Origin of the sequence: Salegentibacter maritimus (assembly GCF_016236975.1) — a bacterium.
In the GTDB taxonomy this organism is placed as follows: Bacteria; Bacteroidota; Bacteroidia; order Flavobacteriales; family Flavobacteriaceae; genus Salegentibacter; species Salegentibacter maritimus.
Genome location: NZ_JAEHNY010000002.1, coordinates 98,522 through 112,808 on the forward strand (window position 1 = coordinate 98,522; position 14,287 = coordinate 112,808).

Here is a 14,287-nt window from a genome sequence, read left to right on the forward strand (position 1 = left end):
AATTAATCTTCCCAAAATTCTGGTTTCTTATTAGATCCAAAAACTGTACAGTCCACACATCGGGTTGGTACCACCATAAATGCTCCCGTTGGTGTTACTCCAGACCATCTTACAATACCTTGCTCTAATTGAGCTATTAAGGTTGAAGTGCTAGGCGTAGTGACTTCACACTGCGCAAACGATACAAACCTTGGCTTTATACTATTAGCATCATAAAAATCTTCGTAATTGAAGTAAACTCTTTTTGTGGATACCGATGAAATGTCAAAGTATCCAATTACTTTTTCTTCTGGTTTATTAATATTCGAAATATTCCCGGCAAAAAAACCAGGCTGACTTTGAGTAAAAACATTTTCTAAACCCGATAATTCCTCTAAAATCTCATAATAAGTATAAGCCTCTCTACTTATTACGTATTGTTTTACAAGAATACTGTACCTATTAGATAAGATTGGGCTATCTGAACTTATAAATTTTATAAGTAAATTATTTACAGCGTCTTCTGAAAGAGAGTTGGTATTTGCAAGTATGATTTCCTGAGATTTATTTGTTTGATAGCAAGTATATTCTTCTTTTTGTTTAGGTACTTCTATGGGCTCCTCATTAACAATAATTAAATCTTTTACTTTCTTATAATTTGAATTGAATTTAAAAGTCTCTACATATTCATACCTGTAATAATTGGCAGTTTGGTCAATATTTTGGTTATTTAATGTGACTGCTACTCCATTTTCACCACCATAATCAATTCTATTGGCTTGTAATTTACCAATCTTACTATTTCCAGGAAGTTGCATAGATTGCGACTTATATTCTTTATTGTTTACAAGAATATTCAATTCGTACTCTATTGCCGGTTGCGCTGCAAAACTATCTAATGATATATATACTCCAGGTTCGGCTTCCTCAAAAACATATTCTTTATTACCGCTTAGGCTCACATTGGCACCCGTTAATGGTTTGGGACCTGTACTATCTATAGCAAATACCTTCGATAGCCTGATTTCATGGTGTTTAACCTCATTAGTTACAGTACCTTCTATTACTAGGGCCTCCTCAAAACCATCAGATTCTAGTGGAATTTCCTCAATACAGGATAATATTACCATTAAAGGGATAACAATAAAAAAACGCTTTTTATACTTTAGAATATATCTCATCAACTTCATTACTATTAAAATCTAAAATTATAGGTTATTGTAGGTATCGGAATAGAAAAAATTGAGCTTTGATAAGCTTTTACTTCACCATTGTCAGTGACAAAAAATACAGCATAAGGATTATTTCTTCCCAAAACATTATATACAGAAATATTCCAGAAGCTATGGGCAAACTTTTGAATCTTATGGTTTCCTTCTACATTAAAACTTAAATCTAACCTGTAATAATCCGGTATTCTAAATTGGTTTCTGTCACTATACAATACATACTCTGAATTATTAAAGTTATATTTTCCTATTGGATAAGTAACTGGTCTTCCCGTTTGGTAAATGAAATTGGCTGAAAAACTAAAGCGCTTTGTGAGTTTATAGTTCAATATTGCACTAAAATCGTGTGGCTTATCAAAATTACTAGGGAAAAAATTCCCGTTATTCACGGTTTCTTCCTGATAATTTCCTGCTAATTTTATGAAAGACCGGGAGTAGGTATACCCCAAGTGTCCATTTAATCTTCCTTTGTTTTTTCGAACTAAAAATTCTACTCCATAGGCTTCACCTTCACCCTGTAAAACTTCAGTTTCAATATTTTCATTTAAAAACAAGTTAGCACCAATTTTATAGTCTAAAATATTATCTGATTGTTTATAATAAGTTTCCAGGCTAAGTTCATAAGTATTATTCTCTAAATTTTTAAAAAAACCCAAACCAAATTGGTTGGCTTTTTGTGGTTTTATATATAAATCTGAAAGCTTGTAAGTATCTGTTGGAGCAGCTGTAGTATTGTTAGATAGGGTGTGAATATATTGATAGGTATTATTATAACTTAATTTTGTAGAAAATGTTGGGGTTATAAAATAACGGCCAGAGACTCTAAACTCGGGTCCATTGTAGGTTTCTATTATTTCTCCCTTATCATAATTTTCTACTCCGGTAGCAGTATTGCTATTTAAGGGTAAATTCTCTTCGTACATAGTAATTTGAGCTGGACCAAACACACTATAAAAGGAATATCTAAGGCCTGCATTTAACAAAAGTTTTTCAGTTACTTCAAAGCTATCTTCTATATAAATAGCAGCTTCTAAAGCTCTCTCGTCTGGAATACTAAGACTTTCTATTAAAGACTCTGTACTTGTAGCCTTAATTTCTCCAGGAGATACCTTATAATATTTCCCACTTATACCGTAATTTATGGTATGAGAATTATTATGAAAATATTTCATCTTCAATTTGACTTCAGACTCATTGATGCTGTAACCAGATTTAAAATCGTTGTTAAAATCACTTTCATAATCTAAATTAAAATCATAATTACTATTTGTTAGCACTATTTCTCCCTGATGCTTTTCATTAAAATATTTGCGATAGGAAAGGGTTAACATTTTATTTGTATAATTAAATAAGGAATCTGAAGTAATACTAAAAACATCATTACTGTAGTACCCACTAATATTTAGCTCATCTGTATTACCAAATTTATGATTGTATTTAGCTACTACATCATAAAATGAAGCTTGACTATCTTTTAGGGACTCTTCTTCCAGTAACTTTAAAATCCAATCTGAATAAGTGCCTCTTGCCCCTATTAGTAAACTGGATTTATCTTCAACGATGGGTATTTCCAGGCTTAAATTACCTGTTACCGGTCCTATAGACACCTCTCCGGCAAAATCCTTTTTATTTGCATCTTTAGTGTTTATATCAAAAACTGACGATAAGCGGCCTCCGTACTCTGCTGGGATACTTCCTTTGTAAATACTTACATCTCCTGTTGTAAAGGGATTTAATCCCGAAAATATCCCGAAGAAATGGGTTGGGTTGTATATTACTCCTTCATCTAATAGTATTAGATTCTGGTCTGTTTTGCCACCCCTTACATTATAGCCACTGGCTCCCTCTCCTGCTGTAGTAATACCTGGTAAGGTAGTAGCGACTTTTAAAATATCTCTTTCACCCAAAACCAGTGGAATATTCTTAATTTGCGCTACATCAATTTTTTCTACTCCGGTAAGTGCTGTTCTAATATTATCTCTCGCATTGGCTTCAACCAGCACCTCCCCGAGTTCCTCAAAACTTTCTTCCAGTTCCAGATTTAAAATTCCATCATTATAAACTACAAGACGCTTTTTTACTTTCTCTACTCCAAGAGCTTGTGTTTCAAAAATATTTATTCCCTTAGAAAGCCATATCTCGTAATTACCATCAAAATCTGTAATTGTTCCCTTGTTTTGGTTAGGTATCAAAATATTTAATCCAGAAATTGGTTCTCCTTTTTTTGAAATAATCCTGCCTTTTAGTTTGTAGGTGCTTTTATTAGATTGTCTATTTTCTTTTCCGATTAAAATAGTTTCAACCACATCAGTTTGCTCTTGATTTTGGCTATAAAATACAGGATCTACATTTTTATTTTCTACTCCATTATTGCCTTTCTTCGTTTTTATATTTAAAAAGCCCTGTGGTAATCTATCATAAATAATGCTACCTTGAGTTAAAATAATACGATCTCCTTTAATAAAGAAATTGATATTAGTAGTTTTAAATAAGTCTTCTAATATCTCCGTTAGTTTGGTGTTGGCATAGTCGCCAGAAAATTTAGACAATCCAAACCAATCTTCATCATAAAAGAATTGATAATTGGTTTTCTTCTCAATCTCGATTAAAATTTCGGGTATTTGCTTATTGTCAAAATTAAGTGATATTCCAGGATCTATTGTTTGTGCATTAGAAAGAAAGAAAGACATTAAAATAAAAAGGAGTAGATATTTTCTCATTCTTTAATTTGGTTTGTGGTAGAAGAAATAAGAGTGTTTATTTCGTTGGCCAGATTCTTCATAAAAACATCAGGAGAATTTCGCCTTTGCCTTCTGTATTTCCTGTAAAAAGATTTTATCTTATTTTTATGTAATTGAAGCTCAGTTAAAAGATCCTTACTATTATTCAACTCGAAGTATTTGTTTTTGAACTGAAAGATATAATTGGAGCCTACCGATTTAAATTCACTATAGGCTATCTGCTTGTCTCTTTTTTCCATCCTGCTCTTGAGATGTTTTTTGAAGACTTTGAATGCTCCTTCTTCGTTTATAACTTCATAAAAACCTTCTATATCTGAATTTTCACTTGATTTTAAATATCGAAAACGGGTCTCATTGATCTTAAACTGTTCTACTTTATTATCAATAAGTTGAAAAATATAATTTTTTAAGTTCTGTTGGAGGTTAACCAATAATACGTCGTTGTAGATATTATATTTTAAGGGAATGTCGTAATAGGTTTGACCGCCATAAGTAATGCTTCCCTTTTGAAACTCATTTGTTTCAAAAAACTTATGTAAATCATTAATTACCCTATCGGTTTCTACATACTCTATTCCCTGGAATAGCCTGGTATTCTGTACTTCCAAATTTTGATCATGCCAGGCATAAATTTTTTCTTTCGAATATGCTTGAGAAAAAGTAGAATAAAGGAAAACAAAATAGAAGAAGAAAAAAAGGTAATTTTTATGCATTATTAGAATTTATAAAAAAATATCTCATCCCGATACGCGAAATATTTAGATTATAGCTGAATTTAAATCAAGTTTAAAAATAATTTAGTTTCTAAAGATAAATAGATGTTTAATTTTTTTTTGTAAAATACAATAATAAAACAAAAAAAGATACAAAATGAAATTTTTATTATCAAAAAATAACAAAATTCATTAAATATACATACTCCAAAACCTGAGAACAATCATAAATTACATCTACCAGAAAGTTATAAATTTGTAAATCCTAAAATAGTATAATGCAACTAAATCAATATATAGATCATACCCTCTTAAAGCCTACAGCAAAGCCTGAAGATATTGAAAAGCTATGTATGGAGGCTGTGGCAAATCAATTTATCGCTATTTGTATTCCTCCCTCCTACCTAAAACTGGCTAAATCTATTTTGAAAACCTCTAATGTAAAGATAGCTACGGTAGTAGGTTTTCCACTAGGTGCTATGACTACAGATGCTAAAGTGTTTGAAGCCCAAGATGCGATTGCCAAAGGAGCCGATGAAGTTGATATGGTGATTAATATTGGCATTTTAAAAACCGGAAATACGGAATATATTTGGAACGAAATTGCTGAAATTAAAAAAGCTATAGGTTCTAAAATTCTAAAAGTAATTATTGAAACTTGTTATTTAAACGATGCTGAAAAAAAAGCTGCCTGTTTAGCTGCTTTAAAAGGCAGGGCAGATTTTGTGAAGACTTCTACTGGTTTCGGTACCGCTGGGGCTACTTTTGAAGATGTACAGCTTATGAAGCAAATTGCAGGCGACAAAATGAAAGTAAAAGCCTCAGGTGGAATTAAAGATCGAGAAACTGCTATAAAATATATAGAATTAGGGGTGTCCAGGCTGGGAACATCTTCAGGTGTTAATTTAGTAATTTCAGAAAAAAACTAGAATGAGCGTACATATAGAGGCTAAAAAAGGTGAGATTTCAGAAAAAATATTACTTCCGGGAGATCCATTAAGAGCTAAATGGATTGCGGAAAATTTCCTTGAAAATGCTGTTTGTTACAATAAAGTTCGGGGCATGTTTGGATATACCGGCACCTTTAAAGGCGAAAGAATTTCTGTACAGGCAACGGGAATGGGTATTCCCTCTGCATTGATTTATGCAACAGAATTAATTACAGAATACGGAGCAAAAAAACTAATTCGGGTGGGTTCTGCCGGCTCCTACCAAAAAAATCTAAAAGTGAATGATGTTGTTCTGGCAATGTCTGCATCTTCTAATTCCAGCTTTAATAAAGCAAGATTTGAATACGCCGATTTCGCGCCTACGGCAGACGCTCAATTGTTTTTAAATGCAGTTAAATACGCTAAAGATAATAATATACCGGTTAGATCAGGTAATGTGTTGTCGTCTGATGTATTTTATGAAGAAAATGAGCTAACCTATAAAAAATGGGCAGATTATGGTGTTTTGTGTGTAGAAATGGAAAGCGCCGGACTTTACACTGTTGCGGCAAAACATAAGGTACAGGCACTTTCGGTGCTCACTATTTCTGATTCTTTGGTTACCGGAGAACATTTACCGGCAAAAGAAAGGGAACAAAGCTTTAGCAGAATGGTAGACATAGCCCTTGGTAGTTTTTAAGCTGGTTAAATTTTCAAGTAACTAAATCAACGGATTTTATAAAGCTTATCTTATAAATGGGGTCTTACTTTGCACAAATAACTTTTGTTCAAAATAAAGCTAAAAGTATATTTAAACTGAAAATTCTTAATTTTAATGTCATTTAAAAATAGGTTTGCAATTTTAGGTTGAGTTACCTACCTCGAGTGGCATATATAGATAAACAGCCAGAACTAAATTGCAAAGCCTTAAATCATTAATAATTAAAGCTTATGAATCAGTATAAAGCTGCTGAAGACCGTTATGAAAAAATGCAATACCGCCGTTGCGGAAAAAGCGGCATCAAACTTCCCCTACTCTCTTTGGGTTTATGGCATAATTTCGGAGATAAAGACAATTTTCAAAACTCCAGAAAGCTTTTAAGAACCGGTTTTGATAATGGAATTACACATTTTGATTTAGCTAATAATTATGGCCCACCCTACGGTTCTGCCGAAAAAAACTTCGGTAAAATATTCGCTGAAGATTTTAAACAATACCGCGATGAGTTAATTATTTCCACCAAAGCAGGTTGGGATATGTGGCCCGGGCCATATGGCGATTTTGGCTCCAGAAAATATCTTATTGCCAGCCTAGACCAATCGCTACAAAGAATGGGCTTAGACTATGTAGATATATTCTATCATCACCGCCCAGATCCCGATACACCTTTGGAAGAAACTATGGGGGCTTTAGATCAAATTGTAAGGCAGGGTAAGGCACTTTATGTAGGGATTTCTCAATATTCTGCAAAGGATACAGCCAGGGCTTCCAAAATTCTTAAAGATCAAGGAACGCCTTTTCTTATTCATCAACCAAGGTATAATATGATGGATCGTTGGGTAGAAGATGGATTATTAAATACACTACAACGGGAAGGAATTGGCAGTATAGTATTTTCTCCACTAGAACAAGGCATACTAACCAATAAATATTTAAATGGAATTCCAAAAGATAGCCGGGCAGCAACCCAGGGAAGTTATTTAGATGAATCGCATATCACTCCCGAAATAATAGATAAAGTACAAAAGTTGAACGAAGTAGCCCAAGCCAGAAAGCAAACTTTAGCGCAAATGGCGGTTGCCTGGTTACTAAAAGATAAAAGGGTAACCTCTGTATTGGTTGGAGCTAGTAAAGTTGAGCAGTTACAAGAGAATATTAATACTTTGGAAAATCTGGAATTCAATAAAAATGAATTGGATGAAATAGAAAAAATCCTGCAGAATTAACTAACAGGATTTTATTGATATCGCCAAAGGGTAAAACCCCGAGGTAATTTCCTATAGGCTTTCTGAGAAACTCAATATTATTTATATATAATAAGAAACCTTACTCAGAGAGCCTTTTTTATTTAATATACACTTCTAAAAGTTCACAATTTTTAGCTGAAATTTCTACCTGTTTATTTTCGGCCGGAATAAGCATGGTTTCTCCCTGCTTAATATTTTCTGAATTACCGTTTACTGAAATTTCTCCACTCCCACCAACACACATATAAATAACAAAAGAATCCAGGTTACTGTAATCTTTCTGAATATTACCTTTTACAGGTAAATAATTAGTTGTAAAATATTTACAGCTCGCCACTTCAGAAGAAGTATTGGCAGCTCTTGTATAGTTAAGTTTAAAATCGTCTTTCTTTTCAAAATCTATAGCATCTATAGCTAATGCTGTATGGAGTTCTCTAGAATTACCCTCATCATCTGTACGATCCCAATCGTAAATTCTATAAGTTACATCAGAAGTTTGCTGGATTTCGGCCAAAAGCACCCCTGCTCCTATTGCGTGAACTTTACCCGTATTAATAAAGAAACTATCTCCTTTTTTTACTTCTTCAAAGTTTAGCAATTCTACGATCTTACCTTCTTCTAACCTGGAAATATAATCTTCTTTAGAAATGCTTTCCTTAAAGCCTACATTAATTTTTGCTCCCTTATCGGCCTGCATAATATACCACATTTCGGTTTTTCCAAAAGAATTATGGCGTTGTTGGGCGAGCTCATCATTAGGATGCAATTGTACTGAAAGCTCTGTTTTTGCATCTATAAACTTAATTAACAAAGGAAAATCGTTATCAAATTCTTTGTAAATTTTTTCACCTACAATTTTAGCTTTGTAATCATTTAAAAGGTCTTTTAAAGAAGAACCTTTAAGCTTTCCATTGGCTACTACAGATATATCTCCCGGTACACCAGAAATTTCCCAACTTTCGCCCAGGTTGCTCTGGGTTGTTTCTTTATTAAGATTGTTTTTTAATTTGTTACCACCCCATATTTTTTCTTTTAGAATTGGGGTAAATTTAATTGGATAATCGAGCATTATTTGGTTAGTTTAAAATCGCCTCAATATACTGAAATATTGGCGTGTTAAAAAATATAGTGACTTCTTTAGATTAGTATAACCCAAAAATAATAGGCTTATTGTGAAGGTAGCGAATCTATATTTTGCTTTTCTATTAAATACAATTCGCGGTATAACCTTCGTTTATGTTTGGTGCCTACAGGGTTCATATCTACACTGTCTATTTTTGTAGTTTTATAAAGCTTAAAAACCTGCTGTAAACTATCACTTAAGCGAGCTTCGGTTAATACTAAAAATTTATTGCCTTCCGGAATCTTCACCTCCCCTTCCTGGGTTAACACGGTAATAGGTTTTCCATAGTCCCAGATTATTTCAGGAGCAAATGTATTGAATTCATATACTTTTGCATTATATTTTTTTAGATGACTATCTATAGTTGAGGCACTATTGTACGCCGGGTTTATATTTATCTTATCTGCCATTGGTAAACCAAACCACACAACGCTTATCAAGAAAAAAATGCTTAAGTAGAATACGGGTTTTATCTTTTTCAATAGTAAATATCTAAACATTAGAAACCCAATACTAAAAAGGAAAATTGAACTTAGTATGTACCAGTAAAGAATATTCTGCATAAAAGATTCGAAATAAAAATATGCGGCAATAGGAAAAATGCAACCTACCAAAGCAAAAATTCCAAAATGAACATAGACTACAGTAGCTTCTTTATTTTTTATACTTCTCCAATTATAAAATAGATATTCTATATAAAAAGCGGTATTCATCGCCATTGGAATAAGTACAGGAAGAAGGTACCGAGATTTTTTTTCTGGAATTACAGACAGAAGAAAAACCGAAGCCAGCGTCCATAATAAAGTAAATTTATAAGCCTTCTTATTGCTAACTTTATCTTTTAAATAAGGATAAAGCAAGGCTACAAAAGCAGGAATAGTCCATAATCCGCTTTGTATAACAAAACTCCAATAATAATAAAACGGCCTAACGTTATAGTTTAGCCATCTTCCAGTTTCCTGGCTGGTAATTTCAGAAACTGCATGGGTATCAAACATATAAACATAAAGATTCCACCAACCGCCAAATATTAAAGCGGTAGCGGTTAAAAGCACTAAAGACTTCCAACGTTCTTTAGTTCCCTTAAACTTATAAATAACCCCATAAGCGATTAAAAAAGGAAGAAATAAGGCATAAATAGAAACCGGGCCCTTACTCAAAATAGAGCAAGCTATAAAAAGGCCGCTAATGGTGGCGAGGAGATACCAGTTTTTTGTAGTATTATATAATTTATACAGAAAGAATATAGCTAGCATCATAAAGCTATGCGTGTGAATATCCCATTGTCCATCCCTACTGGAATAGACAATATAAAATGAAGTAGCAGCAATTAATCCTGCCAAAAAGGATAATTGAATATTCTTAGAAATTTTTAATAGGAATTTATAAATAAACACTACTAATACTAAACCCATAATAGCAGAAGGAAGCCTTAAACCAAAGAGCCCTTCCATTCCAAATATAGACATAGAAATAGCAGTAAGCCAGGTTGGCAACGGTGGTTTTTCATAACGTGGCTCGGCATTCATGGTGGTAAAGATCCAGTTATTATCCTGCAGCATTTCCCGGGCGGTTATAAAATTTCGCGCTTCCATTATATTGATATAGATCGCATCCAGGTTTACAAAAAATACGGCAATACAAACCAGAATTAGGAGCACTAGATATTTATTCTCTAACTTCATTATGATGAATTATAATATTTCTGATATACATTAAGATCCCAAATAGATGCCCAATAAGTAAAACAGGATCTTTTCTAAAAATGGCATAAATTAAAATTAAAGAAGAGCCTGCAAGGCTTAGCCACCAAAAACCCAGTGGCAAGGTAGATTTTTTTTGTTTTTCTGAATAAAACCATTGGTACAAAAATCGCAGGGTAAAAATTATTTGCGCGATAATACCTAGAATCAGCAACCACGGCGAAATAGCCTCATTTTGAAATAGTTTTTGAAGATCGTATTCATTATTAAAAAAACTATAAGCCACTAATATTATAGGAAAAGCAAAAATTAAAAACCTTATAAACCTGTGAAGTTTAACCCATTGCCCCTGAAACTGTAAGTTTCTAATATAAACGAAGTACGTAATACTTTGGCCAAGCATAATTGCAAAATCACTTCTGGCATATCCATAAACAAATAAAAGGAAGGCTCCTAATAGGCTTAATTCCCAAAAAAGAATGGGTGTAAGAACCTTTTTTTGTTTTTCAGAAAGTATCCATTGCATAATCATCCTTGAGGAAAACAGGAGCTGGGCAATAAATCCTATCACATAAACCGGTAGCGAACTATCCATGTTTCGCTTTTATACTATAGTCTATATAAGATTTTTTTATCCAAACATAGGCAAAGCAATCTATTAAAGGACCCAGGAACCTATTTTTAAAATTATATTTTGAATAGCCTTCCATCCTGGGATAGTGGTTTATTACCACTTCTTTAATTTCTTTTTGCTGTAACAATATCATGGCCGGTAAGAAGCGTTGTAAACCCCTAAACATAGGGATCTTTTTAGCGTAAGCTGTATGCATAATTTTTAATGGACAACCCGTGTCGTGAATATTGTCTTTAGTGAAAAATATTCTTACGGCATTACCGGTTTTAGAAGAAAAACGCTTTATTAAAGTATCCTTTCTGTTTTTTCGCCACCCGGTCACCAAACCATAATCCTCAATATAAGGCAAGAGCAATTCAAAATCTTCAGGATGGGTTTGTAAGTCAGCATCCAGGTATCCAAGTAAGCGGGTTTTAGTATCATCGAATGCGGCTTTTAAGGCAGCACCTTTTCCGTAATTTTTATCAAACAAAAGACAACTAAAATCTTTATTCTCCAAGCAAAATTTTTCTATAAACGAAGCGCTACCGTCGCTAGAACCATCGTCTACTAATAATACACATGACTTAAGGGAAGCAGATTTTAAATACTTTTTTAAATATTCAAAAAGCCTGGGTAGACTTTCTTTTTCATTGTAAACCGGGACAATAATCGTAAACTGAAACTCCATACACAATTAGAGACTGTAATTAAGGTTTGCTGATAAAAAGCGCAATTTTAAAACCCGATTTATTAATTCTGTATACTGAGGCATAAAGCAGGTTATAGTTTCTAGTTGGACTCTTTAAAATTTTATCGGAGCTAAATTAATGATATAATTTAGAAAAACTTTCAAAATAGAAATTAAGTTAAAGAAAGATTAAAACCGATCTGAAAATAAGTTTCAAGAAAAAAAATAATTTTTAATTGAAATAAGCTTGTTTTATTTAAAAAGAGGCTTATCTTTGCAACCGCAAAAACGGTCGCGTAGCTCAGCTGGATAGAGCACCTGCCTTCTAAGCAGGCGGTCCCAGGTTCGAATCCTGGCGCGATCACAACAAAAAACCCCGCAATTTGCGGGGTTTTTTGTTTTAATAGTAAAAACCAGATTTTAAATTAATCTCAGTTTCTAAAACTGTTTAAAATTGCAGCCAGCCTATAGAAAAATATAGCTTCTTGCCTAACCTACGATACTAAATTCTATTGGCTATTATTTTAGATTAAATTAGACTCCACAAAATTTATTTATTTAAAAATTTCCCAACTATTTATTTTGAGCTAAACTTATTCTACGTGTACTTAAGAATATATGCATGATAGTCAATAAATTAAATTTCTATTCAGAAAGGGAATTTTTAGAAATAAATCAATCTATGATTATCCTCATATATTAGGAATAAAAAGTTAAACACCTTTATCGGCTTAAAATTTAATTCTAATGCAGATATCATTACCACATAATTTTCACATTCCCGTTATGGGTTTAGCGTATTCCATAGATTCTCCAATTAAAGTAGCTTGCTACGGCATTAATTCGGCTATTTCTATAATTGAAGATAATTTATTGGAAACTATGCGAAAACATTACTCGCAAAAATATGGTGAAAATTATACCCCAATTAGTACCAAAGAAACCGACTACCGTGTTAAACGTATCACCAATTATCTAAATTTGGTACAACGCACGGTAAATACAGAGTTTGAAAGGATAAAGAATTCAACTTTTGATTTAAGTTCAGACCTTACTAAATATTTTGAAATGCTTCCTGATACAGGTGAGTTAAAAAAAATGTTTCATAGGTTTTTACAAACAGAAAATCTTTCAGAAAGAGATAAATTAGAACAGCAGTTAAAAGAGAAAATGGTACCCGGCGCTGTAGAGGTTAATATAATGACCAAAGTAGATAAAGACAATCCGGGTAAAGACAAAGCCATAGCTCCAAACAGTTCTGATGCACTAACTGCTTTAAGAGCTTATGCGACTAGCGAATTAAAGAACTCTGCCATTATTTTCTCTGCAGGCTTAAACCCAAGGTTGTTTAATTATATGGAAGAATTTAAAGAGTTTGATGCCACCGGCTGGGGTAAATTTGATAAAAAAGTTGTTATAAAAGTTAGTGATTATCGCTCGGCACTTATTCAGGGGAAATACTTAGCTAAAAAAGGAATTTGGGTAAGTGAATTCAGAATAGAGTCTGGTTTAAACTGTGGAGGTCATGTTTTTGCCACTCAGGGATTATTAATGGGGCCCATCTTGAATGAATTTAAAGAAAAGAAGGAGGAGTTAAAAGAAAGCCTCTTCAGTTTATATAACCCCGCAATTATAGCTAAAGGACAGGAAGGTTTTTCTGAACCGCACCCTATTAAGATTACGGTTCAGGGCGGAATTGGTACTTCAGAAGAGAACAATTTATTGTTCACGCATTACAAGGTAGACAGCACAGGCTGGGGAACGCCATTTTTACTTTGTCCTGAAGCCACAACAGTAGATGATGAAACCCTTAGCTTATTGCTTGATTCTAAAGAGAAAGATGTTATTAGAAGCCAATCATCGCCATTAGGAGTAGGATTTAACTACCTAAAAGGAACCAGCGCAGAAACCGAAAGGTTAAATAGAATTCAAAAAGGTGCTCCGGGAAGCCCCTGTACCGAAAAGTTCCTGATTTCGAATACTGAATTCACAAAAGAACCTATTTGTACCGCTTCTAAAAAATATCAGAAACTAAAACTGAAACAATTAGAGGAAAGCAACCTGCCCGAGAACGAATATCAACAACAGCGGGAAGATGTACTTAGCAAAGAATGTCTTTGTGTTGGGTTGAGTAATGCGGCTCCATTAAATTACAAAGTTCCATTCCTAAAAAAACAACAAGCAGTAACTATTTGCCCAAGCCCTAATATTGCCAATTTTTCTAAGCTTTCTACTTTAAAAGAAATGACCGATCATATTTATGGGCGTTCCGGGCTTATTAAGGAAAGCAAGAGACCTCATATGTTTGTGAAAGAATTAGATTTATACATAGATTATCTTGCAGAACAGGTTCAAAGAACCCCAAACCCAGACAAACGTACCCTAAAAAATTGGAAAGCATTTTGTAACAATATTTTAGAAGGAATAGCTTATTACCGAAAGCTTTTAAAAAATAAAGTAGTGGAAAATACCCCCGACTTTAATAAGGCACTTGATAATGCTGAAAACACTATTTTAAAAACAAAGTCTTATTTATTTGAATAACTAAATAAGGAGATAAATATCAGTTATTTTTTAGAAAACCGGAATAAGATTTAA

Annotated in this window: 11 protein-coding genes and 1 tRNA gene; 5 read left to right on the forward strand and 7 right to left on the reverse strand. The window is 33.2% G+C overall.

Annotated features, from left to right (window positions below; all coding sequences use genetic code 11):
- Positions 1-2: 2 nt before the first annotated feature.
- Genes I6U50_RS02435 through I6U50_RS02445 form a run of 3 tightly spaced genes read right to left on the reverse strand, consistent with a single transcriptional unit; the run spans position 3 to position 4,662 of the window.
- Entirely contained in the window at positions 3-1,160 is a 1,158-nt protein-coding gene (locus I6U50_RS02435; RefSeq protein WP_198637725.1) for a DUF4249 domain-containing protein, read from the reverse strand.
- A gap of 14 nt (positions 1,161-1,174) precedes the next feature.
- Positions 1,175-3,928 (reverse strand): TonB-dependent receptor domain-containing protein, encoded by a 2,754-nt coding sequence (locus I6U50_RS02440; protein ID WP_198637726.1) that lies wholly within the window; start codon positions 3,926-3,928, stop codon positions 1,175-1,177.
- Complete coding sequence (locus I6U50_RS02445; RefSeq protein ID WP_193709537.1) at positions 3,925-4,662, reverse strand: hypothetical protein; 738 nt, start codon at positions 4,660-4,662, stop codon at positions 3,925-3,927. Before I6U50_RS02445 ends, I6U50_RS02440 begins: the two co-directional genes overlap by 4 nt.
- Positions 4,663-4,940: 278 nt before the next feature.
- Here I6U50_RS02445 and deoC point away from each other — a divergent pair, with 278 nt between their 5' ends.
- The 3 genes from deoC (at position 4,941) to mgrA (ending at position 7,538) form a co-directional block, all read left to right on the forward strand.
- The gene (deoC, locus tag I6U50_RS02450; protein ID WP_198637727.1) at positions 4,941-5,591 is read left to right on the forward strand and encodes a deoxyribose-phosphate aldolase; all 651 of its coding nucleotides are present in this window, start codon (positions 4,941-4,943) and stop codon (positions 5,589-5,591) included.
- Position 5,592: 1 nt separating this feature from the next.
- A complete protein-coding gene (gene deoD / locus I6U50_RS02455; RefSeq protein WP_198637728.1) occupies positions 5,593-6,291 on the forward strand; it encodes a purine-nucleoside phosphorylase in 699 nt (232 codons plus the stop codon).
- A 251-nt stretch (positions 6,292-6,542) separates the two neighbouring features.
- On the forward strand, positions 6,543-7,538 hold the full coding sequence (gene mgrA, locus I6U50_RS02460; RefSeq protein ID WP_193709540.1) for an L-glyceraldehyde 3-phosphate reductase: 996 nt from the start codon (positions 6,543-6,545) through the stop codon (positions 7,536-7,538).
- Between the two features lie 118 nt (positions 7,539-7,656).
- Here mgrA and I6U50_RS02465 read toward each other — a convergent pair whose 3' ends face one another.
- From I6U50_RS02465 to I6U50_RS02480, 4 genes are all read right to left on the reverse strand, one after another.
- On the reverse strand, positions 7,657-8,628 hold the full coding sequence (locus I6U50_RS02465; protein ID WP_193709541.1) for a type I phosphomannose isomerase catalytic subunit: 972 nt from the start codon (positions 8,626-8,628) through the stop codon (positions 7,657-7,659).
- Between the two features lie 98 nt (positions 8,629-8,726).
- Entirely contained in the window at positions 8,727-10,367 is a 1,641-nt protein-coding gene (locus I6U50_RS02470; protein WP_198637729.1) for an ArnT family glycosyltransferase, read from the reverse strand.
- Positions 10,351-10,980, reverse strand: coding sequence for a lipid-A-disaccharide synthase N-terminal domain-containing protein (locus I6U50_RS02475; protein WP_193709543.1), 630 nt, complete (start codon positions 10,978-10,980; stop codon positions 10,351-10,353). The genes I6U50_RS02470 and I6U50_RS02475 overlap by 17 nt, the downstream gene beginning before the upstream one ends.
- On the reverse strand, positions 10,973-11,689 hold the full coding sequence (locus I6U50_RS02480; RefSeq protein ID WP_198637730.1) for a glycosyltransferase family 2 protein: 717 nt from the start codon (positions 11,687-11,689) through the stop codon (positions 10,973-10,975). Before I6U50_RS02480 ends, I6U50_RS02475 begins: the two co-directional genes overlap by 8 nt.
- Positions 11,690-11,979: 290 nt before the next feature.
- On the opposite strand from I6U50_RS02480, the gene I6U50_RS02485 reads away from it, so the two are divergent.
- Together I6U50_RS02485 and I6U50_RS02490 are read left to right on the forward strand one after the other, a co-directional pair.
- Positions 11,980-12,053, forward strand: a tRNA-Arg gene (locus I6U50_RS02485).
- Between the two features lie 383 nt (positions 12,054-12,436).
- Positions 12,437-14,233, forward strand: coding sequence for a hypothetical protein (locus I6U50_RS02490; protein WP_198637731.1), 1,797 nt, complete (start codon positions 12,437-12,439; stop codon positions 14,231-14,233).
- Positions 14,234-14,287 lie beyond the last annotated feature (54 nt).

Coding starts and splice junctions, on each gene's coding strand:
- I6U50_RS02475 (WP_193709543.1), bottom strand. CDS start 10,980: ATGGATAGTTCGCTACCGGTTTATGTGATAGGATTTATTGCCCAGCTC.
- I6U50_RS02490 (WP_198637731.1), top strand. CDS start 12,437: ATGCAGATATCATTACCACATAATTTTCACATTCCCGTTATGGGTTTA.
- I6U50_RS02465 (WP_193709541.1), bottom strand. CDS start 8,628: ATGCTCGATTATCCAATTAAATTTACCCCAATTCTAAAAGAAAAAATA.
- mgrA (WP_193709540.1), top strand. CDS start 6,543: ATGAATCAGTATAAAGCTGCTGAAGACCGTTATGAAAAAATGCAATAC.
- I6U50_RS02445 (WP_193709537.1), bottom strand. CDS start 4,662: ATGCATAAAAATTACCTTTTTTTCTTCTTCTATTTTGTTTTCCTTTAT.
- I6U50_RS02470 (WP_198637729.1), bottom strand. CDS start 10,367: ATGAAGTTAGAGAATAAATATCTAGTGCTCCTAATTCTGGTTTGTATT.
- I6U50_RS02440 (WP_198637726.1), bottom strand. CDS start 3,928: ATGAGAAAATATCTACTCCTTTTTATTTTAATGTCTTTCTTTCTTTCT.
- deoD (WP_198637728.1), top strand. CDS start 5,593: ATGAGCGTACATATAGAGGCTAAAAAAGGTGAGATTTCAGAAAAAATA.
- I6U50_RS02435 (WP_198637725.1), bottom strand. CDS start 1,160: ATGAGATATATTCTAAAGTATAAAAAGCGTTTTTTTATTGTTATCCCT.
- deoC (WP_198637727.1), top strand. CDS start 4,941: ATGCAACTAAATCAATATATAGATCATACCCTCTTAAAGCCTACAGCA.
- I6U50_RS02480 (WP_198637730.1), bottom strand. CDS start 11,689: ATGGAGTTTCAGTTTACGATTATTGTCCCGGTTTACAATGAAAAAGAA.